The organism is Bradyrhizobium centrolobii, from assembly GCF_001641635.1.
GTDB classification, from domain to species: domain Bacteria; phylum Pseudomonadota; class Alphaproteobacteria; order Rhizobiales; family Xanthobacteraceae; genus Bradyrhizobium; species Bradyrhizobium centrolobii.
On record NZ_LUUB01000078.1, the window covers coordinates 196,779 to 219,000 of the forward strand.

The window sequence follows — 22,222 nt, forward strand, 5'->3', positions numbered from 1 at the left end:
CGGGAGCACATCATGACGACGACCCTGGTTTGGACTGGCGTGGCGTTGTGGCTTGGTTTCAGTGCATTCGTTGTGTTCGGCCCATCGGCCGGACCGGTGAACGTCCCGGCACGTTCCGCACGTATCATCCGCCGCGACAGGGCCTGACGCCATGCGGATCGCGATCGTGAAGTGTCAGCCGAAGCGCAGGTGCCGCATCCCACGGCGCCCGCACCCGAACCTCGACTACTTCTTCGGTCGTCTTGAACGCACCGAAGGCGAGAGGCGCGACGACGCCGGGGCCGAGATGGCGGACCCGGATCACCCGTTCCGGTCACCGCACCGGCATTGAAGCTTTTTGGACTAAGACTGATGAAACCGCACTGCCCGAACTGCCTGAAGGAAATGACCAAGGCAGCCGCGTCGCGCAACCTGTTCAATTGCGAAGCCTGCCGCGAGATCATCCAGTACTTCGGCGGCAGCGCGGATCACGGCGAAGCCGGTCCGCGCTTCTCCTGGCCCATCCGCCGCAAGCGCGTCGCTCACACGGCCCACGCAGCCTGATCCGGCCTTCGACGCGAAGCCTTATCCCGCCGCTTCGCCCGCATCCGGCTCAGCCGCATCCGCGGCCATCCGCGGCGGCCGCACCACCGTGACGGTGCAGGTCGCTTCCGAGGCCACCTTGGACGAGACGCTGCCGAGCAGCCTGCGCCTGAACGAGCTCTGCCGCGCGCCAATGATGACGTGGTCGACCTGGTTGACCTCGGCGAACTCCAGGAGCGCCGCCGCCGGATCGACCGACTCCAGCACATGAACCGACAGCCGGCTCTCATCCAGCTTGAGCGGGGTAGCCCAGTGCCGCAGCGCCACCAGGCGATCGATGTGCTTGTTGGAGCCCTGCTCGTCCAGCGTCCGGTCGATGGCGATGCGGTTGAGCTTGAGCACGTTGACGCAGGCGAGCCGCGCTGACGGCAGCGTGGCGAGGATGCGCTCGGTGGTGACGCGCAACGCCTCGTTCAGTTCCGGCGCGCCTTCCGCGGTATCGAGCGCGACCGCGAGGATCGGGCTCGATGCGATTTGCGCCGCGACATCCGATTTCGCGCGCGGCTGCGCGACGTCCTGGTTGAAGCGGCGCCGCCAGGCAACGCTGAGCGGATCGCGCTTCAACCGCTCCGAGCGCGCCGTGAGCTTGACCTGGTCCGGATGGGTAAGATCGAAGGCGAGCTGCGCGGCGGTCGGATAGCGCCAGACCGGCTCGATCTCGAGGCAGCGCAGCACAACCTCCTGAAGCCAGGGCGGATAGTCCGCCCGCAGCCCGCGTGGCGGATCCGGATCACGCCACAGCCGGCGCCGCATCGCGCGCAGCGTCTCGCCCTCACCGAATGGCCGCTCGCCGGTGGTGAAGAAATAGAGCAGCACGCCGAGCGAAAACAGGTCGCTGCGCGGATCGTCGCGCACCCCGAGCAGCCGTTCCGGCGCCATGTAGGGCGCGGTGCCGTAAGGCAGCCGGAACTCCTCCTGTAACAGGTCGGGCAGATGGTCGTGATGCGAAAGTCCATAGTCGATCAGCACTGCCTCACCACTGTCGCGAAACATGATGCTGCTCGGCTTGATGTCGTGGTGGATCACGTTCTGGCGGTGCACGTCGGCTAGCGCGGTCGCGATCTTCGCAACCAGCAGGCGCGCCTCGTCATAAGGCAGCGGCAGGTCCGGCAGCCGCTTGTAGAGCGTGGTGCCGGGAACGCGCTCGATCACGACATAGGCCTGGTGGGCGAAATCGCCGGTGCCGAAACAGGCGGGCACGTGGGGCCCTGCGAGGCGCGGCAGGATCATCATCTCCATCTCGAAGGAGACGATCGCCGCCGGGTCCTCGCCCTCCGACACCCGCGGGATCTTCATCAGCAGCGGCACATCGATGCCGGGATGGGTGACGGTCCACAGCGTCGCCATGCCGCCGGCATGGACGCTTTCGCCGATCGTGTAGCCGTCGATTTCCGCGCCGGGCCTGACCAGGGGTATCGGCATCGCCGTCAGCGTCCCTGCGACAGCCGGTCGGCGAGCCAGTGCGGCAGACCGTTCTCGCGGATCCGGTTCGCCGCGCTGGCGATGTCATAGGGCGCGCGGCAATAGGTGATCTGGCACGAGACCGTGTCGAACAGCACGAACGCTGCGGACGGATCGCCGTCGCGCGGCTGGCCGACCGCGCCGAGCACGGCGAGCCATTGCCGCCCGCGCAGGAGCGGCACGGAGACATCGGTCTTGGGCACGAGGCTCGTCATCTTCGCCGTCACCGACATCGAATAGAGCGCGGGACGGTGGATGTGGCCGCAAAAGGTGACATGTGCGGGCGTCGATATCAGGCTTCTGGCGGCGTCCACCGTCGAGCGGACATAGTGCCAGCGCTGCGGGTGAGAGGCTTCCGAGTGCACGAACAGACGATCGCCATCCTCGACAAGCATCGGCAGCTCGGCGAGGAACCGGCGCTGCGCGGTATCGAGCCGCCCGCGGGTCCATTCGATCGCGATCTGCGCCTCGGCGTTCATGGTCTCGGCCGAGGAATTCACCGCCTGGTCGTGATTGCCGCGCACGGCGACGGCGCCACGGCCGACCAGCTCCATCGCCATATCCACCACCCATTCGGGATCAGCGCCATAGCCAACGAGATCGCCGAGCAGCACGATCCGCTCAGCGCCGCGCGCCTGTGCGGCCTTCAGGCACGCTTCGAACGCCTGCCGGTTGCCGTGGATATCCGAGAAGACAGCTAGAAGCACGCACCCTCCACCCTCGAAAGGTAATCTGGAAGCCGATAAAGCCAATTTGAGGGACGTCAACAAGATGCGCCAGCGCGGGATGATTTTCCAGCGCGCCGCTGTCGCGATGATGAAGAGGTTATTGCTCGTCCTTCGGCGGCATCCGGGGCGGCGGCAGCGGCGTGAACACGGCACCTTGCGCGCCGGCAGGCGGAGCGTTGAACTCACCGGTTGAGGAGTCGCCACCGGACGTCTCGAGGATGGTCTTGGGCGTCACATATTCCCGGACCATGTCAATGAGGCTGCCCTCGCCGCCGCCAAAGTCCGCCGCGCGCCCGCCTTGCGGATGCCCGGCCGCGATCTCGTTCTGCGCCGCGTGGGTCTTGTCAGCCAGCCTATCGTTGTAGGGCACGCGAAAAGCCCGCGGGATGCCGCTCGGGCGGTTGTCCTCGCCGAGCTCCTCGACCCAGAAATAGATCGAGCCGGGATCGCCCTCCAGCGAATGCGGCTCGACGATGCGGGCATGGAGCAGCTTGAACGAGGTCGGCATGCGCTCCGTGCTGGCCCAGCCGAGCAACCCGCGCATGCCGCCGAAGCTGACGACATAGAACGCGCTGGTCACGACCACCGCGATCGCCTTCAGCGACCAGTGCAGGCGCGCATAGACCAGCACGACCAGCAGCAATGCGCCGATGACGGCGTAGGCAACCGACAACGTGAAGATGACCAGTTGCAGATCACTCACGGCGCACCCTCACACCGGTCTTCGGATCGACGTCGCCGCCGTTGCGCCAACTGCTGCGGAAGGTCTCCAGCAGCGATTTCGGCCGCTGGTCGACGGTGACCACCTTGCCCTCGGCATCGAGCCGGAACCGCACCGCCGTCTTCTCGTCGCCGGTGTGGTCGAGCGTCAGCTTGTTGTCAAAGATGACCTGCGCGGTCGGATTGAGCTTTTGCACCTTCACATTCGCCTGGACCGGCTCGCCGGTCGTCGCCACGAAGTGCGAGATGTTGACGGTGTATTCGCCCGCGACGATGCCGCGCACGGTGACGATCTCCTCGCGGATTGGCGAGGCGATCTTCTTGCCGTTGACCATGATGAAGTCGTTGGCGCCGCCCCGGTCGTCGCGGTCGAGGGTGAGGAAGCCGGCCTCGCGGTGCCGGTACCAGGCGATGTTACCGGCGGGATCCTGCACGAACAGGTCGAGATCGTCAGGGTGATTGTCCGGCCAGTCCAGCGTAATCATGAACTCGGCCTTGGAGTCGATCTTGCCGTCCTTGGCATCCGGGGAGACCGCAAGCAGGGCGAGGAAGAACAGGAAGGCGACCACCTGGAGCGCCTTGAACAGCATCACGCCCAGCGGATCGAACGGCTCCTCGCGCGGATAGAGACCGAAATCATCCATCATGACGGCGTTCCAGAGCCGGCGTGACATAGGTCTCGGTCAACATCACCGCGTCCGAGAACACCCGCTGGGTCGCGGCATCGAGCATGTAGTACTGGATGCGGACCAGGATCGAGCCGACGAGGCCCGCGAGCGTCGTGTACATCGCGACCGCCATGCCGTCGCTCATCATCCCCATCGAGGAACGCATCGCGACCTTGTCGGCGGCATCCAGCCCCGCGATCGGCGCCAGCATGATGATGAAGCCGATGATGGTCCCGAGCAGGCCGAGCTTCATCAGCGTATCAGAGACGAAAGCACCAAAGCCGTTGGAGCCGCGCAGCCGGTCGGCGAGCGTCCGCAGTAGCAGCGTCTGGTCGACCGGCCGGTAGTCCTGCGCGGCCGCCTTGGTCACCAGGCTTTCGATGTGATCCCGCACCAGCCCGCGCGGCAGCGCGGTTCCGCTCTTGTCGAGCGCCTTGCTCCCCTCGGCAGCCGACAGCACCGCGCGGCAGCGCCGCGCCGCCGCCCCCTCACGCGCGATTGCGCGCGTCCGCAGGAAGCAGTGCCCACAGGTGACGATATAGAGCACCGCGATCACGCTCGAAATGTAGGTCCGGTCCGAGGTCAGCATCAGATGGATCAGCCCGAACCGCCATAACAGGACGACGGCAAAGATCGAAAGCCCGGTGAAAATCATCCAGAACAGGAGCGCGCTCCGCTCGGACGGGTCGGCCGGTTGCCGCACGGTCGGTCCAATCGTTATCGAGCTCATGCTGCATCGCTCCGGCCTGCAACGATCATTCGTTGCGGATTAGATCAAAACCGCAGCGCCCGGTCCAAAGAGCCATGCCCAATCCGGCTTGGGAAATTTGCCCGAGCCGCCCCCCTGCCCTTCCCCGCAATTGGCAAGGCGCGGCGGCGTTGTTACTGTGAGCTTAGCAAACGTTGGGGGTGATCGCATGCGTCTCGTGCTTCAGCTCGTCGCCCGCCTGCTTCTCATCGTCGCGCTCTGCCTGGGGGCGGCGACGGTGTGGGCCACATTTGATGCCTATCGCAGCGTGGACCGCGCAACTGCCGCGTCCGCGCAGCGGGTCGCGCAGGCACTGGAGGCGCTGTACTGGCGCGAGCTGTTGCTGCGCAGCAGCAGGATGCGCGAACACCTCCTGCCGGTTCCCGACTGGCGCACGCTGGAGACGATGAAGCTGATCTCGCCCGGCGTCTGCGTCCAGTTCCAGCCGGCGGCCGCATTCGAAAAGCCGCTCTGCGGCCAGAACCAGGGCATCGGCAAGACGGCGCCGCGCTGGTTCGCATCCATCGTACCGACCTTCCTCGGCAGCCATGCCGAGGTGGTGCGGCCCGTCAGTCCCCGCGCCGCGGCAGCCGGCACGGTCGTCGCGACACCGGATGAAGCGGCCGCGATCTCGCTCGCCTGGGAGTACATCCTCAACGTGATCGACGTCGCGCTGCTGATGTCGGCGGCGATCGCGTTGCTCGCCTCACTGGCGATCGCGCATACGCTGGCGCCGGCGCGCACGATCGTCACCGCGCTACAGCGCATGGCGCGCGGCCAGTATCGCACGCCGTTGCCGCGCTTCCGCTCCATGGAGCTTGCGATGATCGGCGAGGCCGTAGGCGAGCTCGGCGGCCGGCTGGAAGAGGCCACCGAGCAGCGCGCTACGCTGACGCGGCGCCTGATCGAGATCCGCGAAGACGAGCGTCGCGCCCTCGCCCGCGAGCTGCACGATGAGTTCGGGCAGAATCTCTCTGCCATTCTGGCTTTCGCCAACACGATCGAGACCGCGAGCGCGAAGGAAACTAAAGTGAACGGGATCGCGCAGGATGCGCGGATGATCTCGCAGGCGACCCACCGCATTATGACCTCGCTGCGCGACACGCTGAAGCGGCTGCGCAATCCCCTGCCCGAGGAGCTCGGGCTCGAGGCGAGCCTCGTTAATCTCGTCGACCGCTGGCGTTCGCAGAGCACGACGCAGCCGACGATCCAGCTCGATCTCAAGGGGGATCTCGCCGACATCAGCAGCCAGGCCGCCACCACCGCCTATCGCGTCGCCCAGGAGTGCCTGACCAATGCGCTGCGCCACAGCGCGGCGCGTGAGATCTCGCTGCGCATCGAGCGCCGTTCCGGCGAGGACGATGCGCTGCTGATCAGTGTCGAGGATGACGGCGGCGGCGATGCGACGCGCGTCGCGCAATCAGCCGGCTTCGGCCTCACCGGCATTCGCGAGCGCGTCGCGGCCGCCGGTGGCTCGCTGTCTATCCTGCCGGCAACACGCGGCCTCAGCGTGGCCGCCACGATCCCGCTTGCGGCGTGAGGCCGGCATGACCGAGGTGGCGGCAAAAGGCGTCTCCGTGCTGCTGGTCGACGATCACCCGATCGTCCGGCAGGGGTATCGGCGCGTGCTGGAAAGCCAGGGCGACCTCCATGTCGTGGCGGAAGCCGACAACGCCGCGGACGCCTATAGCGCCTTCAAGGCGCATGATCCCGACGTCGTCGTGATGGACATCTCGATGCCCGGCGCGAGCGGGCTGGAAGCGATCCGCAACATCCGCGCCCGCAACCCGCGCGCGCGCATTCTCGTCTTCACCATGCACAACGAGGCCGTGCTGGTGAAAGCCGCCTTCGGCGCCGGCGCCAGCGGCTTCGTCACCAAGAGCAGCGAGCCGTCCGCGGTCGTGAAGGCGATCCGCAGCGTCAACCGTGGCGAGCGCGCCATGAGCGATGACATCGCCCATGTGCTCGCCGAGGACAGCCTGTCGCCGAGCGGCTCGGTGCTGGACCAACTCGGCGAGCGCGAGATCGAAATCCTGCGCCAGTTCGCCGGCGGCGCCACGACCGAGCAGATCGCATCGCATCTCAATCTCAGTGTGAAGACCGTCCAGAATTACCACTACCTGATCAAGGCCAAGACCGGCGCGCGCACGGACGCGCAGCTCGTGCGGCTGGCAGCGACTTGCGGCCTGACGAAAATCTAGCAGCAGTGCTGCCGGATTCTTTGAATGACGTAATTACTTTTCAAGTCCCTCGCGCCAGCCGATTGCTGCGCGGAACGGAACAGAGACCATTGAGCTCCGGTTAGTAGCAGAGCGGAAGGAGTAAACGCCATGAGTAAGGGTAATCATAAGGGTAGTCACAAGGCAGTCGCCCATCCCCCGATCATCACAGTAGGCGAGCTCATCGACGAACTTTGCCGCTTGCCGGATACGGCCGTCGTCCACTTCCACTGCCCCATGCTCGATCAGGAGCTCACATTCTACCGCTTTCGAAAGCGGTCAAAGGACCTTGTCGAAATCGAAGTCAATGCATACCCGGAAAGCCCGCCGGTCGTGCCATCGTCCGACGCCACTTTGCACGCGCGCAGACAGTCGGCTCACTCGCCGTCCCTTCGCAACGGGAACCTTCTTCACAAGGCGAGAGGGTGAACTAGCCGCCAAGTGCTTCGGGGCGAGAGTGTTGTCCGCCTACGCCGCCTGCAACCCGCGCAGCAGCAGCACCAGCGTCGCGTCGACGCGCGCGGGCAGGTCGGCATCCTTCCACTCGTCGGCATGGGCCGGATGGTGGAAGCGGCAGGTCGCATCGAAGATCGCGCGGGCGGTGGCCTTGGTGTCGGTGACGTAGAAGACGCCCTGCTTCACACCGTCGGACAGGATCGCCGACATCTGGTCGATCAGGCCGTCCTTGTGGCACTTCACCGCGGCGCAGGCTTCGCGCGCCAGCGTCAGATAGGTCTGGAACATCTCGGGATCGTCGCACACGCGTTCGCGCTTGGCGGCGAACAGCGTGCGCAGCCAGCGGTCGAGCCGCGCCGGCGCGGGGCCGGCGCTGTCCTCGGCGATCTGGCGCAGCGGCCCATCGATACGTTCGAGCCAGCGTTTGGCAACGGCCTCGCGCAGCGAGGCCTTGCTCGGGAAATGCCGGTAGACGCTGCCGTGGCTCACATCGAGCGCACGGGCAACGTCGACTACGGTGGCCTTGGCAAGTCCGTAGCGCCTGAGCACGTCCTCGGTGACTTCGAGGATCCGCTCCGGCGTCAAGATAACGGCTTCATTCATGCCAGCACCACGTTCCCGCTCTGGGTTCATTCATCCGGCGAAGGAGCTGCTTCCGAAGCGCCCCTGCCGGTCGTTCGGAAAGCTCTCGCCTTAATGAGGCAGTTTTGCAGCCTGCGCCGCGATCTGGCGCGCCACCAGCAAATTGAGCCAATGCCCAATCGTCCCGGTGAAGTTGATGATTTCGGTCGTCATTTTCTTATTCTCCACTCGTCCGCGGCCCTCGCCCATCAATTACGTCCCTCGATCCGCACTTGTTTCGGATGTCGGGCTCCCCGGGAGGTAACCGCGAGACGCCCAATCGGAGCGCCCGCGAATGGATATACACGTCTCGCTGACAGATTTCAATATCTGTCAGTCAATGATCCGTGATTGACAGTTAGTTTCTGGGGCCGGACCGGCCGGATCCGCCCCCGATCGTTCCCACCACCTTGGCCGAGTCGTTTGTTTCGCCCTCCCGCTCTGCTAAATCGCGGCGTAAAAAGCATCTTGGCCGGAGCCGCGCCCCCTGGGCGCCCCCGCCCCACCTTCCGGAGCCGTCAGATGATCCCCCGTTATACCCGCCCGGAAATGGCCTCGATCTGGGAGCCACAGACGCGGTTCAGGATCTGGTTCGAAATCGAGGCGCATGCGGCGGATGCGCTGGCCGAGCTCGGGACGATCCCGAAACAGGCCGCCAAGACAGTCTGGGAGAAGGCGAAGAACGCCACCTTCGACGTCGCCCGCATCGACGAGATCGAGCGCGAGACCAAGCACGACGTCATCGCCTTCCTCACCCACCTCGCCGAGATCGTCGGCCCCGAGGCGCGCTTCGTGCACCAGGGCATGACCTCCTCCGACGTGCTCGACACCTGCCTCAACGTCCAGCTTACCCGCGCCGCTGACCTCCTGCTCGCCGACCTCGACAAGGTGCTGGCAGCGCTGAAGAAGCGCGCCTTCGAGCACAAGATGACGCCGACCATCGGCCGCTCCCACGGCATTCACGCCGAACCCATGACGTTCGGCCTCAAGCTCGCCTATGCCTATGCCGAATTCTCGCGCGCCAACGAGCGCCTGATCGCGGCGCGGAAAGAGGTCGCGACCTGCGCGATCTCCGGCGCGGTCGGCACCTTCGCGCAGATCGATCCGCGCGTCGAAGAGCATGTCGCAAAGGCCATGGGGCTGACGCCGGAGCCGATCTCGACGCAGGTGATCCCGCGCGACCGCCACGCGATGTATTTTTCAACCCTCGGCGTGATCGCCTCCTCCGTCGAACGTCTCGCGGTCGAGATCCGCCATCTCCAGCGCACCGAGGTGCTGGAAGCCGAAGAGTTCTTCTCCGAAGGGCAGAAGGGCTCGTCGGCCATGCCGCACAAGCGCAACCCGGTGCTGTCGGAAAACCTCACCGGCCTCTCCCGCATGGTGCGCGCCTATGTGACGCCGGCGCTGGAGAACGTCGTGCTCTGGCACGAGCGCGACATCTCGCACTCCTCCGCCGAACGCATGATGGGCCCGGACGCGACGGTGACGCTCGACTTCGCGCTGATCCGCCTCGCCGGCCTGATCGACAAGCTCTTGGTCTATCCCGCCAACATGCAGAAGAACCTCGATCGCCTCGGCGGCCTCGTGCATTCGCAGCGCGTGCTCTTGGCGCTGACCCAGAAAGGAGCGAGCCGCGAGGATGCCTACAAGCTCGTGCAGCGCAACGCCATGCCGGTCTGGCGCGGCGAAGGCGACTTCCTGCAACTGCTCAAGAAGGACGCCGAGGTGAAGAAGTATCTCACCGACGCCGAGATCGAGGAGCAGTTCGACCTCGGCTATCACCTCAAGCACGTCGACACGATCTTCAGGCGCGTGTTCGGCGAATCGTAATTCCCTCATCATTCCACATCGCGCAATTGCGCAATGTGGAATCTTGCCCCACAACCTCTGGATTTCGGGGTCGACGCTGGCGCGTCGCCCCGGAATGACGATACGGTAGCAAAATCCCGGATGTCGCTTCGCTCTTCCGGGCTACAACAACACAAAACGGAACGCACCCTCATGCCCATCGTCAACCGCATCGCCGCCCTGTCAGACGAAATGGCCGCCTGGCGCCATGACTTCCACGAGAATCCCGAGCTGCTCTACGAAGTCCACCGCACCGCCGGCATCGTCGCCGACCGCTTGCGCGAATTCGGCTGCGACGAGGTGGTGCCCGGCATCGGCCGCACGGGCGTGGTCGGCGTGATCCGCGGCCGCAAGTCCGGCTCCGGCAAGACCATTGGCCTGCGCGCCGACATGGACGCGCTGCCGATCATGGAGACATCGGGCGTGCCCTACGCCTCGAAGGTCCCCGGCAAGATGCACGCCTGCGGCCATGACGGCCACACCGCGATGCTGCTCGGCGCCGCCAAATATCTCGCCGAGACGCGCAATTTCGACGGCACCGCGGTCGTGATCTTCCAGCCGGCGGAAGAAGGCGGCGGCGGCGGCAAGGCCATGGTCGAGGACGGGCTGATGACGCGCTGGAACATCCAGGAGGTCTACGGCATGCACAACATGCCGGGCCTCGCCGAAGGCCATTTCGCGACCACGCCCGGGCCGATGCTCGCCTCCTCCGACAACATCCAGATCACCGTCCACGGCAAGGGCGGCCACGCCGGTGCAGGTCCGCACAAGGCGGTCGACAGCGTGCTGATCGGCTCGCAGATCGTCAATGCGCTGCAGTCGATCGTCGCGCGCAACGTCGATCCGCTGAAATCGGCGGTGATCTCGATCACCCAATTCCACTCCGGTACGGCGTTCAACATCATCCCTGAGGTCGCCGAGCTCAGCGGCACCGTGCGCACGCTCGACCCTGAAGTCCGCGATCTCGTCGAGCGCCGCATCGGCGAGGTCGCCGACAGCGTCGCGCGCGCCTACGGCGGCTCGGCCGAGACGAAGTACACGCGCATGTATCCGGTGACGATGAACCATCCGCGCGAGGCCGGCGTTGCCGCCGAGGTGGCCCGCGACATCGTCGGCGCCGAGCGCGTCGACGAGAAGTTCATCCCGATGATGGGCGCCGAGGATTTCTCGTTCATGCTGGAAGCGCGCCCCGGTGCGATGATCCTGGTCGACATGGGCGACGGCAACGAGTGCCACCACCCGGCCTACATCTTCAACGACAACATCCTCGGCCACGGCGCCTCCTACTGGGTGCGCCTGATCGAGACGACGATGCCGGCGGGTTAGGACCGCATTCGCTGCGCTTGTAGCCCGGGTGAGCGAAGCGACACCCGGGACAGCTCTCACCAGATTGCAGCAAGGTCCCGGATATCGCTGCGCTCATCCGGGCTTCATTCCTGCAAAAGGGACAGGTTACGCACAGCCCGTCATCGGGCCGCAGAACGTAGAGCCGCCGGCTCACCCGCCCTCTGCAGGCGGGATGCAGTCTCGTCTGACGAGAGAGGCAGGGTGAACTGAAAGACGGCGCCCCGAGGCTCGTTTGCGCCGGCCCACATCCGCCCGCCATGCGCCTCGATGATTGATCGGCAGATGGCGAGGCCCATCCCCATGCCTGTGGGCTTGGTGGTGTAGAAGGCTTCGAACAGTTGCTCCACGTTCTTCGGATCCAGTCCCGGACCGGAATCCCGCAAGGTGACGTGCACGCCGTTCGATGCATCCCTGCCGGTGCTGATCAGCAACTCGCGTCCTCCCTCGCCGACCGCGGCCATCGCCTCGATCGCGTTGACGATCAGGTTGAGCATCACTTGCTGAAGTTGAACCCGATCTGCCTGAATGGGCGGCAAGCCTTCGGCAAGTTGCGTTCGCACAGAGACGCCGTTCTTGAACGCTTCGCTACGAGTCAGCGCAATGACCTCGAGCACCGCCTGGTTGATATCCATATCCTCCTTTTGCGGGGGCGCCTTTCTGATGAGCGCCCGGATCCGCCCGATGACGTCACCGGCGCGCATGCCGTCAGCGGTGATCCAGTCGAACGTCTGCCGGACCCGCTCCAGATTTGGCGGTTGGGCCTGCAGCCAATTCAGCCCGGCCTCGGCGTTCGCCACGATCGCGGCGATCGGCTGGTTGACTTCATGGGCAATCGAAGCGGTCAACTGTCCCATCGTGGTGACGCGATTGGCGTGCGCGAGCTCCATCAGGGCTTCCCGGTAGCGCCGCTCGTTTTCGCGGGCATCGGCTTCCGCCCGCTTGAGAGGCGTCAGATCGAGGACAAAGCCGACCCCTTGATCCGTACCCTCTCCAAACATGGTCCCGCCGATCAGCACGGGCACACGGCTTCCGTCCTTCCGCACATACTCCTTCTCGAATGGCTGGGCCGTCCCGCCCCGCTTCAACTCCGCCACGGTCTGCAGGTCGCGGTCGCGCCATTCCGGCGGCGTGAGGTCGGTCCGATGCACGCGCCCCGAGGCGAGATCCTCCCGGTCGTATCCCACGATGCGCAGGAATGCATCATTGGCCTCGAGAATGCGCCCCTCGACTTCCCAGATGATGATGCCGATGATGTTGGCATCGAACAGGCGCCGGATCTTGATATCTCGCGCCGCCAGATCACTCTGGAGCTGGATGTTCTCCTCGGTCGCCTTTCGCCGGCGTTTCGCCTCTAACCGGGCGAGCGCCAGCGCCGCTCCGGCCAGCGCGACGACGAGGACGACGGCGCCGACGATCAGCCAGGTCCAGCGCTGCTCGAAGGCTTCGGCGCGCGCTTCCCGGTCGGCGAGCCGAAAGCGCTCCTGATCCACCATCAGATCGATCTGCGAGCGGATCTCGTCCATGCTGCGGATCATCGCCAGCGCCGCCAGCCCGGACGTGCCGGCCGTCTTCACCATCTCGTCGATCTCTCGCAGCTTTGCTGAGACGGTCAGCGCCAGATGTTGAGCGCGCGGACTCTGCAGCGGATCGCCCGCGACCAGCGCCTGCAGCGCCCGCGCCTCTCGCCGCACACCTTCGTCGGAGACGCCGTAGGCCTTGAGATAGGCCGGGTCGAGGGTCATCAGATACCCGCGCCGTTCGGTCTCCAGTTCCGCGATGATCGCCCGCAGCCGATCGAGCGTTTCGAGAACCTGGCGGCTATGCCCGATCACGCGATGCGTCGACTGCCGCTCCTGCCAATATTGCAGGCCAAGAACTGCGGTTGCGGCAAACAGCATCAAGAGCGCCACGACCGCCAGAATCAGCGGACGAGCAAGCCATCGCAAAGACAGTGCCCGAACAGGGACGGACATTGGCCGTGGGTCTTCGACGCTCCTGTGACCGGCGAGGTCTGGTGCCAACGCCAGAGCACGATAGGACAATAGCACGGATAGGTGGGTCGGGAACCCGACATTCATCGGACCACGTCAGTGGTGAGGGCCGCGATGTCGCAGGGGTGCGGCCCCCCGCGCGCGTGCTATGAATGGATGCTCTTGGTTGGTTCAGGGAGCATCAACATGGCGCAGCGTGAAAACTCGTTGAGCCGTCGAAATGCGGCGAGCCGGCGCAGTTTCGTCAAGGGACTGGGGGCAGCCGCAATCCTTCCGGCTCTCACCGCGCTGCCGCGCTGGAGCTTTGCCGAGGATGCCGCTGCGGCTTACGCAAACGCGTCGATCGACTGGAAGCAGTTTGCGGGACAGACGATCGCGCTCGCAGGTGCGATCCATCCCTGGTCGAATGCGATCACGCCGCTGCTGCCGGAATTCACGAAACTTACAGGCATCACGGTCGACGCCGAATTCCAGTTGGAAACCACCTTCATGGGCGCTCTGCCGATCAGGCTCGCACGCGGCAGCAACACGCCCGACGTCTTCATGTTCACGACCTATGGTCAAGGCATCTCGGCAGGATGGCTCGAGCCGTTGAACCACTATTATTCCCAGAGGTCGCTGACCGATCTCGGCTGGTATGACGAGAACGACCTGCTCAAGACGGCGAGGGCCTTCCCGCTGTGGTCGGACGGCGAACGCTACGCCGTTCCGATCACCTCGGAGGCCATGACCCTGTTCATTAACAAGGATGCTCTGGCAGCCAGGAACCTGCCGGTTCCCCAGACATTCGACGAGCTGCTTGCAACGGCCAAGGCGGTCAAGACCAGCGAGATGTCGGGCATCGCCATGCGGGCCCAGGCCAGCTTCAACTCCTGCCCGCCGGCGTTGGGCTTCGTGTTCTCGTACGGCGGAGCCATGATCAAGGACAACAAGGCCGCTTTCGCCAGCCCCGAGGCGATCGCGGCCGTCGAGATGTACGGACAGCTGCTGAGCCAGGCCGGACCTTTCGGCGCCGGCAGCTATGAATGGTACCACGTGCTGGATGATTTCCTGCAGGGCAGGACCGCAATGGCCATCGACAGCAGCAACTTCGCGACCGACATCTCCAATCCCGCAAAGAGCCGTGTGGCTGGACAAGCCGGGTTCGCAACTTTCCCGCATCTCGAAGGTCGCGCCCCCGTCCCCTTCATGTCGCACTGGCAGGCCTGCATCAATTCCAAATCACGAAACAAGCGGCCAGCTTTCCTGTTCCTGCTCTGGGCGACGAGCAAGCCGACATCGCTGCGGACTGCTGCAGCGGGGCTCGCCACGACACGCGTGTCGGCGTGGTCCAGCGAAGGCTTCAAGCGTGCGTTCGGCGCGGAGGCCGCCGAGGCGGCGCTGACGAACCTGCAAGATGCCGATGTCGACCGCGCCAAGGCCATTCTTTTCCACCCGAAATCGAACCTGATCCTCGACGCCTTCATGATCGGCGTCAATGAAGTGGTCAACGGCGCGAAATCGGCAAAGGATGCGATGATTGGCGCGGCCGAGCAGGCCAATGCGGCGATCCGCGGGTAGCGGCGAGGCATCACCCAATCGGAAGAGATGGAGCCACGCTGTGCGCGGCTCCATCGCGCCGACCCGCTCGGCAATGCCGGTTAGGCGAAAGCCACCTCGTGCCGCATCACGAACGGCGCGAGCAGCATGTGCACCTCGCCGGCGACCACCTCGCGCTGGTCCGCCGGGAGCCCAGCGAGCGTCACCGTGGCGATCGAGCCATGGCTGCCATGGGCACCGACCTTCACCTTGCAGTCGATGCCGCGCTCGGCGATCGGCGCCAGCACCTTGCTGAACACGCGTTGCGCCGCGTCCCAGCGCAGCTGCGGCTTGAACACCTTGCCGACGCCGGTCACCGGCATTGGATCGATCGGGATGACCTGCACGGGAACGGCGGCGCGCTCCGGCGTGCGCTCGCGCACCCACGTCTCCAGCTCGCCCGGCTCGACCTTGGTACCCGGCTTGAGCTGCACATAGCCGACCGGCAGTTCGCCGGCATATGCGTCAGGCTGGCCGACCACCGCGGCGAAGCCGACGGCGGGATGGCGGAACATGATCTCCTCGATCGGCGCCGGATCGATGTTGTGGCCGCCGCGGATCACGAGATCCTTGGCGCGGCCGGTGATCCAGAGATAGCCGTCGGCATCCAGCCGGCCGAGATCGCCGGAATTGACCCAGACCTCGTCGACGAAGGCGCCCTTGTTGTGCTCGTCATTGAGAGAGCCGCCGAATACGCCGGGCCCGGCCATGATCACGACGCCGATCTCGTCAGGCGCGCAATCGCGGATCAGCCAGCCATCGGCATCGAGCTGCACGATGCGGACACGCGCGTAAGGCATCGGCAGGCCGACCGAGCCGAGCCGGATCGGCCGCCCGGGATAGGCGAGCGTGTGCGCGCTCGAGGTCTCGGTCATGCCGTAGACCTCGACCACCGGCAGCTTGAGCTTGTCCTGGATCGCGGAGCCGACGGCGACGGGAATCGCCGAGCCGCCGCCTGCGGCATATTTCAGGCTCGATATGTCGGCATTGCCCGGCGGCACCGCGAGCGCTGCGGCAAGCACCGTCGGCACGCTCGACAGCGCCTCGGGCCTGAAGCGCTCGACCAGTCCCCAGATGTTCTTCACCGCATTCGGATTGCGCCATCCGCTCGGCGACAGCACGACGAGCGATCCACCGCTCGAGAGCGTCAGCAGCACCTGCGTCAGCGATCCCCCGACGTGAAACAGCGGCATGCCGAACAGCATGTTGGCACCGGGCTTCGACTTCAGCAGCAGGTTGAGCGCCCAGGCCTGATAGACCTGGTTGGCATGGGTGTGCCGCACCAGTTTTGGCGTGCCGGTGGTGCCGCCGGTGTGGAAATAGGCGGCGATGTCGCTGCCAAGAATCTTGCGGCCGCTGACGAGCCGGTCGGATGGCTGCTGCTTGATCAGGTCGCTGAACGCGTAGATGCCCTTGTCGGGATCGCCGCCGCCGAACACCTGCACGATGGCCTTGAGGTGCTTCAGCTGCGGACGGATCTGCTCGACCTTCTGCCAGATGTCGGTGCCCGGCATCGGCCCGAGCGCCACCAGGATCTTGGTGTTCGCGGCCTCCAGGATTTCCGCGATCTGGTGCGGCTCCAGCAGCGGATTGACCGGATTGGCGATGCCCGCCGCCTCCACGCCGAACAACGTCACGAACGCGTCGGGCACCAGCGGCAGCATGAAGCTGATGACGTCGTCCTTCTCCGCGCCGAGCGCGTGAAACACGTTGGCGGCTTGCGTGACGCGGGCAATGAAGTCGCGGTAGCTGACGACGAGCGGCGTGTCGGCCGGATCGGCATTTTGCAGGAACTGAATCGCGGGCCCATCGGGGTTGCGCGCCGCGCCAAGCCTGATGGCGTCATAGGTGCTCTCGGCCGCGACGCGATCCGCATAGGGGACCTGCTCGAAGGCTCGGACCTCCTCGTCCGTCAAAAGGTCCGGATAGTCGTTGCCGATGAGCCGATCGAGCGCGTGAATGCCCGCCATGAAATTCCGTCCTCCCTCATGTTCATTCCCCGCCCCTTGTCGTTGACATTTTGGTTCAGGCGAGGCTCCGACCGATTGTCGGTCGTGCGCGGACAGAATGATGGATGAATTGGCGTTCGTCCATTCCTTCGGCGCTGCGGCGATAAGACCGCCTGACGTCGGACCGAGAATCGAGTGCCGGGCCGGCACACTCAGGGACCAAGGTCTGGCACTGGTTTTGCGGATGGCCTGTGCGAGGCTGTCGTCACGGACCTGCGCGACGACGCGTGACCACGATCTTCGCCAGGAAAGTGCGGGTCAGCTTCCGCATGATCGACCTGTCGCGTCATGGCCGCGCTCGTCCCGGTCATCCACGCCTCGCCGCGCGATACAAAGAACGTGGATGCCCGGGACAAGCCGGGGCATGACGGGCCCCTGCAAGCGTACCCATGCGAACGCCCCGGCGACCGGTCCGAATCGCGGCCGGTTCGGATCATATGCGCAACGAAGGGGCAATTGCCGAAACGCCCGTTCGGGCTAAAATTTGCCCCTTGCGGCAAGACGGCCGGAACCTCCATTCAAGCGGTCGTCATTCGATTTCGGCTATACGTAGCGACAACAGCGACCAGGACTGAAGACCTTACGCGGGAACATATCATGGCGTCCGGCAGCGCAGACATTTCGACGATTCTCGACCGCATTCTCGATGCGGCAACGGACAACCTCAGGATCGCGAAGATTTTGGTCCAGATGGGCCTCGATCCCAACAACGTTACCTATGACGCGATCTTCAATCGGCTGCTGGAGATCCTCCTGCACAACATTACGCTGGCCAATCTGCTCGCCGCCATTGGCGCCGGCTTCTTCGTCGCCACCCTGCTGATGCGGACGATGGTGCCGTTGCGCGTCGCGAACATGGTCGGCTGCGTGTTCTTCGCCGCCTTCGGCGCGCTCTCCGCGAACGTCTCGACGTTTCTCCTCTATTTGCTGCTGCTTCCCATCAACGCCGTGCGCCTGCGGCAGATGCTTAAGCTGGTCAAGAAGGCGCGCCATGCGGCGGAAGGGGACATGTCGATCGAATGGCTGAAGCCGTTCATGACCGAGCGCAAATATCGCCGCGGCGACACCCTCTTCGAGCTGCGCGATCCGGCAAAGGAGATGTTCCTCACGGTCACCGGAAAATTCCTGGTCAAGGAAATCAACGTCGAGATCCTGCCCGGAGCGCTCATGGGCGAGCTTGGCTTCCTCACGCCCGACAACCGGCGGACCGGAACGGTCGAGTGCATCGAGGACGGACAGGTGCTGACGATCACCTATGAACGGCTGCTCGAGATCTACTTCCAGGATCCGCAGTTCGGCTACTATTTCCTGGTGCTGACCAGCCAGCGTCTCCTGCAAAACATCCAGCGCTTGCAGGACCAGCTGGCGGCCGAACGGGCGGCTGGGGCTGCGGCTGGGGCTGCGACCACGAACAGGATCGCGTGATTCCCTCCGCGGATCCAGCGCTTTGCTCTCAGCTGAGCAGCAGCGCCATGCCCGGATCGCCCTTCTCCATCGCCCGTCGGTAGGCCGGGCGGGCGCCGATGCGGTCGAGATATCGGACGATGTTCGGGCAGCGCGCAAGATCATAGGGCTGGAAATAGCGCATCGTGGTGAGCGAGAAGCCGATCATGATGTCGGCCGTGGTGAAGGCGCTGCCCGCGAGATAATCCGCCGCGCGCAGGCGCGCGTCCACGACATCGAAGGCGCGATCGACGCGCGCCCTGGTCGCCAGCAGCATCGGATTGTCCTCGGCGAGGTTGAGCCGGTTCAGGATCATCAGCCGGCCCATAGCGGCCTGCAGCGTGCCGTTGGCGAAGTGAAACCAGTACAGGAATTGCGCGAAGTCGGGATCGTCAGCGCGGAGCACGAGGCGGCCGTTGCCATGCCTGGCAATGATGTACTCGACGATTGCGCCGGATTCGGCGAGCAGAAGATCGCCGTCGGTGATCACTGGCGCCGATCCGACCGGATGCAGCGCCTTGTACTCGGCCGGCGCCAGCATGGTGACGGCATCGCGCGTGTAGCGCTTCAGCTCGTAGGGGATGTCCAGCTCCTCGCAGAGCCAGACGATGCGCTCGGATTGCGACTTGCCGAGGTGGTGCACGGTGAGCATGGGGCCTCCTGCGACAGGACTACTCGTGACGCTGCACCTTACTCCGTCATTGCGAGCGCAGCGAAGCAATCCAAAGTCTTTCCGCGGAGGGATACTGGATTGCTTCGCTGCGCTCGCAATGACGAGATTGGGACGCGCGCAACATGCCTCCCAACGTCGTCCTGGCGAAAGCCCACCGGCCGTCGTCGTGGCCCCAGTTCACCGCGACAACTTGCATTCGGGATTATGGGTCCTGGCTTTCGCCAGGACGACACCGATTGCCTGGCTGGAGCCTTCGCCTCGTTCGTAAAGTTGCCTCCTACCCCGCCTCGGCCTCACCCGTCACCATCCGCGCCACGACGCGGTCGCGGCGGATGAACTGGTGCCAGAGGGCGGCGATCAGGTGAACCGCGATCAGCGCGAGCAGGACATAGGCAAAGAAGATGTGACGGTCTTCATAGGCGCCTGCCGCCGCGCGGTCGGGAGAGGTGAATTGCGGCACGTGAACCAGGCCGAAGAAGTCGGAATAGTCGGGGATATGCGCACCGGAATGCGCCCAGCCGAGCATGATGACCACGATGACGACGAGGTAGAGCGCGCCATGGCTGATGCGGGCGGCGAGCTTCTGCCAGGGGCGGCTGTCGGCCGGCAGCGCCGGCGTCGGGTTGACGGTGCGCCAGACCAGGCGCAGCACGGTGAGCAGCAGGATCACATAGCCGATATCGGCGTGGATCGAGCGGTAGAAGAAGCGGTCGGGGCGCGCCGGTATGTGGTTCATCCACCAGCCGAAGGCGATCATGCCGATGATCGCCAGCGCCAAAATCCAGTGCAGCCACCGGGCGACGTTGCCCCAGCCGGCATTCGTGTTTCTGATCATGTCGGCTCCCGGAGTTTTGCGGATATGTCCCTACCCGCGCTGCAGCACGGCTGCTGATAGCGGGACTATGCGGCAGTTGCGAAATGGAATCGTTCCAAATTGGTACTGCTGGCCTCCGGCCGCAAAACCGCCCCAAAAACCGAATGGTAACCATGCGACGGCTAGGGTAACCACGTGACCGACACTCCGACCATCCTGGTATTCGATTCCGGCCTCGGCGGGCTTACGGTTCTGCGCGAGGTCGTCGCCGCGCGCTCCGACGCGCGTTACGTCTACGTCGCCGACGACGCCTTCTTCCCCTACGGCCACCACAGCGAGGATGAGATCATCGCCCGCGTGGTACCCCTGATGGGCGAACTGATCGGCACGCACGATCCTGACCTCGTCGTCATCGCCTGCAACACCGCCTCCACCTTGGTCCTATCGCATTTGCGCGCCGCTTATTCCGTACCGTTCGTCGGCACGGTGCCGGCGATCAAGCCGGCCTGCGCTCAGTCGAAGACGCGCCGCGTCTCGGTGCTTGGCACCAAGGGCACGGTGAAGCGCGAATACACCCGCGCGCTGATCCGCGACTTCGCGCAAGGCTGCGAGGTGACGCTGGTCGGCTCGCCGGAGCTTGCCTCGCTCGCCGAAGCCGCGCTCGGCGGCAATCCGGTCAGCGACGGCGATATCCTCACCGAGCTGAAGCCCTGCTTCGTCGGCGATCCCGAGGACGCAGGCGCGCGCACCGACACGGTGGTGCTCGCCTGCACGCATTATCCGCTGCTGCTGGACCGCCTCAGGAAGCTCGCGCCCTGGCCGGTCGACTGGATCGATCCGGCACCCGCGATCGCCCGCCGCGTCTCGGATCTGCTCGGCCCGAAAGCTGGCGACCTCGTTCAGACCGGTGCCGAGATGATCTTCACCTCGAACCGCGCGCATGGGCTTGGGCCCGCGCTGACGCCGTTCTTCGGCGGCCGCCTGCTGGCCTGACTTCCGGCTCGCGCGGGGCGCTGCTAGGCTCCGCCGTCGTCATCCTCCCGCAGGTTTCCCCATGTCGGTCCCATCAGCGCCGCTCAACCGCCTCCGCCAATTGTGGCGCGAAGGCCGTCCCGCCTTCGGCGCGATCGCGACGATCCCGAGCGTGCAGACCGTGCAGATCATGGCGCGCTCGCTCGACTGGATCATTGTCGATCTCGAACATGGACCGATCGGCCTTTCCGAAGCGCATGCGATGATCGCCGCCACGACAGGCACGCCATGCACGCCGCTGGTGCGGATCGCGGCGAACGAGCCGTGGCTTGCAAAGGCGCCGATGGACATCGGCGCCTTCGGCATCAACTTCCCGATGATCACCAGCCGCGCCGACGCCGAGAAGGCGGTGCGCAGCGTGCGCTACCCGCCGCGCGGCGATCGGCTCTGGGGTCCGTTCCACGCGCCGTTCCGCTGGGGCCAGTCGATGCCGGACTACATGGCGGGCGCGGACGACGAGATGATCTGCATGATCACGATCGAGCATGTCGATGCCGTCAACCGCATTGACGAGATCATGGCCACGCCCGGCATCGACGTCGCGGTGATCGGCCCCGGCGATCTCGCCACCTCCATCAACAAGCGCGGACAGATGGACGATCCGGAGCTGCTCGAACTGATCGCCCGCGCCGAGGCCGGCATCCTCAAAAGCGGCGTGCCGATCGGCGGCGTGGCCCGCACCGCCGAGCAGGCCAACCAGCTGATCGACCGCGGCTACCGCGCGATAGCGCTCGGCTTCGACTGGTCGCTGTTCCAGCGCGGCATCATGGCGGCGTTCGCGGGAATCAAGCGCTGAGCGGTCGAGGCCGGCCTTGCCGGGAACCGCGGCGCTGCTAGGGTCGGCTGTTCCAGGGAGAAAAACAACCATGCTCAAAAAGACTTTGCTCGCTCTGACCTTCGCAGGCCTTGCCTTTGCGGCCTCGGCCCAACAGCCCGGCATCAAGCGCACCCCGCTCCAGAAGATCGACTTTCCGGAAGGCTACACGACCGTGACTGCCGCCGCCGAAGTCCCCCCTGGCGGCGCCGCCGGCCGCCACACCCATCCGGGGGTGGAGACCGGCTACGTTCTGGAGGGCGAGGCGGACCTTCTCATCGAGGGGCAGCCGGACAAGCATCTGAAAGCGGGTGATTCCTACGTGATCCCGGCCGGCGTCGTGCATGACGCCAAGACCCACGGCGATAAGCCGTTGAAAATCATCGGTATTTATATTTTCGACAAGACCAAGCCGCTGGCCACGCCCGCGCCCTGAGCGTCGAACCGACCGACCCCAAGCCGGCTGGTTC

The 22,222-nt window shown here is 65.2% G+C and carries 19 protein-coding genes and 2 pseudogenes; 10 read left to right on the plus strand and 11 right to left on the minus strand.

The genetic code is table 11. The features are described from left to right. Nucleotides 1-351: 351 nt before the first annotated feature. Nucleotides 352-543 carry a hypothetical protein gene (locus tag AYJ54_RS25720; protein WP_063703183.1) on the plus strand — a complete coding sequence of 64 codons (192 nt, stop codon included), beginning with the start codon at nt 352-354 and terminating at the stop codon, nt 541-543. Between the two features lie 21 nt (nt 544-564). Here AYJ54_RS25720 and AYJ54_RS25725 read toward each other — a convergent pair whose 3' ends face one another. From AYJ54_RS25725 to AYJ54_RS25745, 5 genes are all read right to left on the minus strand, one after another. Further along, a complete protein-coding gene (locus AYJ54_RS25725; protein ID WP_063703185.1) occupies nt 565-2,004 on the minus strand; it encodes a serine/threonine protein kinase in 1,440 nt (479 codons plus the stop codon). 5 nt (nt 2,005-2,009) lie between these two features. After that, the gene (locus AYJ54_RS25730; protein WP_063703187.1) at nt 2,010-2,750 is read right to left on the minus strand and encodes a metallophosphoesterase family protein; all 741 of its coding nucleotides are present in this window, start codon (nt 2,748-2,750) and stop codon (nt 2,010-2,012) included. A gap of 118 nt (nt 2,751-2,868) precedes the next feature. Further along, nucleotides 2,869-3,474, minus strand: coding sequence for a hypothetical protein (locus tag AYJ54_RS25735; protein ID WP_063703188.1), 606 nt, complete (start codon nt 3,472-3,474; stop codon nt 2,869-2,871). After that, the gene (locus tag AYJ54_RS25740) at nt 3,467-4,138 is read right to left on the minus strand and encodes a DUF2135 domain-containing protein (RefSeq protein WP_063703390.1); all 672 of its coding nucleotides are present in this window, start codon (nt 4,136-4,138) and stop codon (nt 3,467-3,469) included. Before AYJ54_RS25740 ends, AYJ54_RS25735 begins: the two co-directional genes overlap by 8 nt. After that, nucleotides 4,128-4,889 carry a MotA/TolQ/ExbB proton channel family protein gene (locus tag AYJ54_RS25745; RefSeq protein WP_063703189.1) on the minus strand — a complete coding sequence of 254 codons (762 nt, stop codon included), beginning with the start codon at nt 4,887-4,889 and terminating at the stop codon, nt 4,128-4,130. Before AYJ54_RS25745 ends, AYJ54_RS25740 begins: the two co-directional genes overlap by 11 nt. A gap of 187 nt (nt 4,890-5,076) precedes the next feature. Here AYJ54_RS25745 and AYJ54_RS25750 point away from each other — a divergent pair, with 187 nt between their 5' ends. After that, nucleotides 5,077-6,447, plus strand: a complete 1,371-nt coding sequence (locus tag AYJ54_RS25750) for a sensor histidine kinase (RefSeq protein ID WP_063703191.1) — start codon at nt 5,077-5,079, stop codon at nt 6,445-6,447. A 7-nt stretch (nt 6,448-6,454) separates the two neighbouring features. Next, on the plus strand, nt 6,455-7,108 hold the full coding sequence (locus AYJ54_RS25755; RefSeq protein ID WP_063703193.1) for a response regulator: 654 nt from the start codon (nt 6,455-6,457) through the stop codon (nt 7,106-7,108). A 486-nt stretch (nt 7,109-7,594) separates the two neighbouring features. Here the strand turns inward: AYJ54_RS25755 and AYJ54_RS25765 are convergent, their stop codons facing one another. Next, a complete protein-coding gene (locus tag AYJ54_RS25765) occupies nt 7,595-8,185 on the minus strand; it encodes a TetR/AcrR family transcriptional regulator (protein WP_063703196.1) in 591 nt (196 codons plus the stop codon). Between the two features lie 540 nt (nt 8,186-8,725). Here AYJ54_RS25765 and purB point away from each other — a divergent pair. Together purB and AYJ54_RS25775 are read left to right on the plus strand one after the other, a co-directional pair. Beyond that, entirely contained in the window at nt 8,726-10,033 is a 1,308-nt protein-coding gene (purB, locus tag AYJ54_RS25770; RefSeq protein ID WP_063703200.1) for an adenylosuccinate lyase, read from the plus strand. A gap of 171 nt (nt 10,034-10,204) precedes the next feature. Continuing rightward, nucleotides 10,205-11,377: a M20 aminoacylase family protein gene (locus AYJ54_RS25775; protein WP_063703202.1), complete on the plus strand. Its 1,173-nt coding sequence runs from the start codon at nt 10,205-10,207 to the stop codon at nt 11,375-11,377. Nucleotides 11,378-11,517: 140 nt separating this feature from the next. Here AYJ54_RS25775 and AYJ54_RS25780 read toward each other — a convergent pair. Both AYJ54_RS25780 and AYJ54_RS52740 read right to left on the minus strand, forming a co-directional pair. Continuing rightward, nucleotides 11,518-12,720, minus strand: a pseudogene (locus AYJ54_RS25780) (sensor histidine kinase); the annotation flags it as partial. Nucleotides 12,721-12,906: 186 nt separating this feature from the next. Beyond that, a pseudogene (locus tag AYJ54_RS52740) lies at nt 12,907-13,476 on the minus strand (CHASE3 domain-containing protein); the annotation flags it as partial. Between the two features lie 99 nt (nt 13,477-13,575). On the opposite strand from AYJ54_RS52740, the gene AYJ54_RS25785 reads away from it, so the two are divergent. Then, nucleotides 13,576-14,949 carry an ABC transporter substrate-binding protein gene (locus AYJ54_RS25785; RefSeq protein WP_082905853.1) on the plus strand — a complete coding sequence of 458 codons (1,374 nt, stop codon included), beginning with the start codon at nt 13,576-13,578 and terminating at the stop codon, nt 14,947-14,949. Nucleotides 14,950-15,029: 80 nt separating this feature from the next. Here the strand turns inward: AYJ54_RS25785 and AYJ54_RS25790 are convergent, their stop codons facing one another. After that, the gene (locus tag AYJ54_RS25790; protein WP_063703205.1) at nt 15,030-16,937 is read right to left on the minus strand and encodes an acyl-CoA synthetase; all 1,908 of its coding nucleotides are present in this window, start codon (nt 16,935-16,937) and stop codon (nt 15,030-15,032) included. 636 nt (nt 16,938-17,573) lie between these two features. Between AYJ54_RS25790 and AYJ54_RS25795 the strand changes: the two genes are divergently transcribed. Next, nucleotides 17,574-18,401 (plus strand): Crp/Fnr family transcriptional regulator, encoded by an 828-nt coding sequence (locus tag AYJ54_RS25795; protein WP_063703207.1) that lies wholly within the window; start codon nt 17,574-17,576, stop codon nt 18,399-18,401. Between the two features lie 28 nt (nt 18,402-18,429). Here AYJ54_RS25795 and AYJ54_RS25800 read toward each other — a convergent pair whose 3' ends face one another. Then, nucleotides 18,430-19,071, minus strand: coding sequence for a glutathione S-transferase family protein (locus AYJ54_RS25800; RefSeq protein WP_063703209.1), 642 nt, complete (start codon nt 19,069-19,071; stop codon nt 18,430-18,432). Between the two features lie 298 nt (nt 19,072-19,369). Next, on the minus strand, nt 19,370-19,927 hold the full coding sequence (locus AYJ54_RS25805) for a cytochrome b (RefSeq protein ID WP_063703211.1): 558 nt from the start codon (nt 19,925-19,927) through the stop codon (nt 19,370-19,372). Between the two features lie 174 nt (nt 19,928-20,101). Between AYJ54_RS25805 and murI the strand changes: the two genes are divergently transcribed. From murI to AYJ54_RS25820, 3 genes are all read left to right on the plus strand, one after another. Continuing rightward, nucleotides 20,102-20,899, plus strand: coding sequence for a glutamate racemase (murI, locus tag AYJ54_RS25810; RefSeq protein WP_063703213.1), 798 nt, complete (start codon nt 20,102-20,104; stop codon nt 20,897-20,899). A 61-nt stretch (nt 20,900-20,960) separates the two neighbouring features. Next, on the plus strand, nt 20,961-21,734 hold the full coding sequence (locus AYJ54_RS25815; RefSeq protein WP_063703214.1) for an HpcH/HpaI aldolase family protein: 774 nt from the start codon (nt 20,961-20,963) through the stop codon (nt 21,732-21,734). Between the two features lie 70 nt (nt 21,735-21,804). Further along, on the plus strand, nt 21,805-22,188 hold the full coding sequence (locus tag AYJ54_RS25820; RefSeq protein WP_063703216.1) for a cupin domain-containing protein: 384 nt from the start codon (nt 21,805-21,807) through the stop codon (nt 22,186-22,188). Nucleotides 22,189-22,222: the final 34 nt, after the last annotated feature.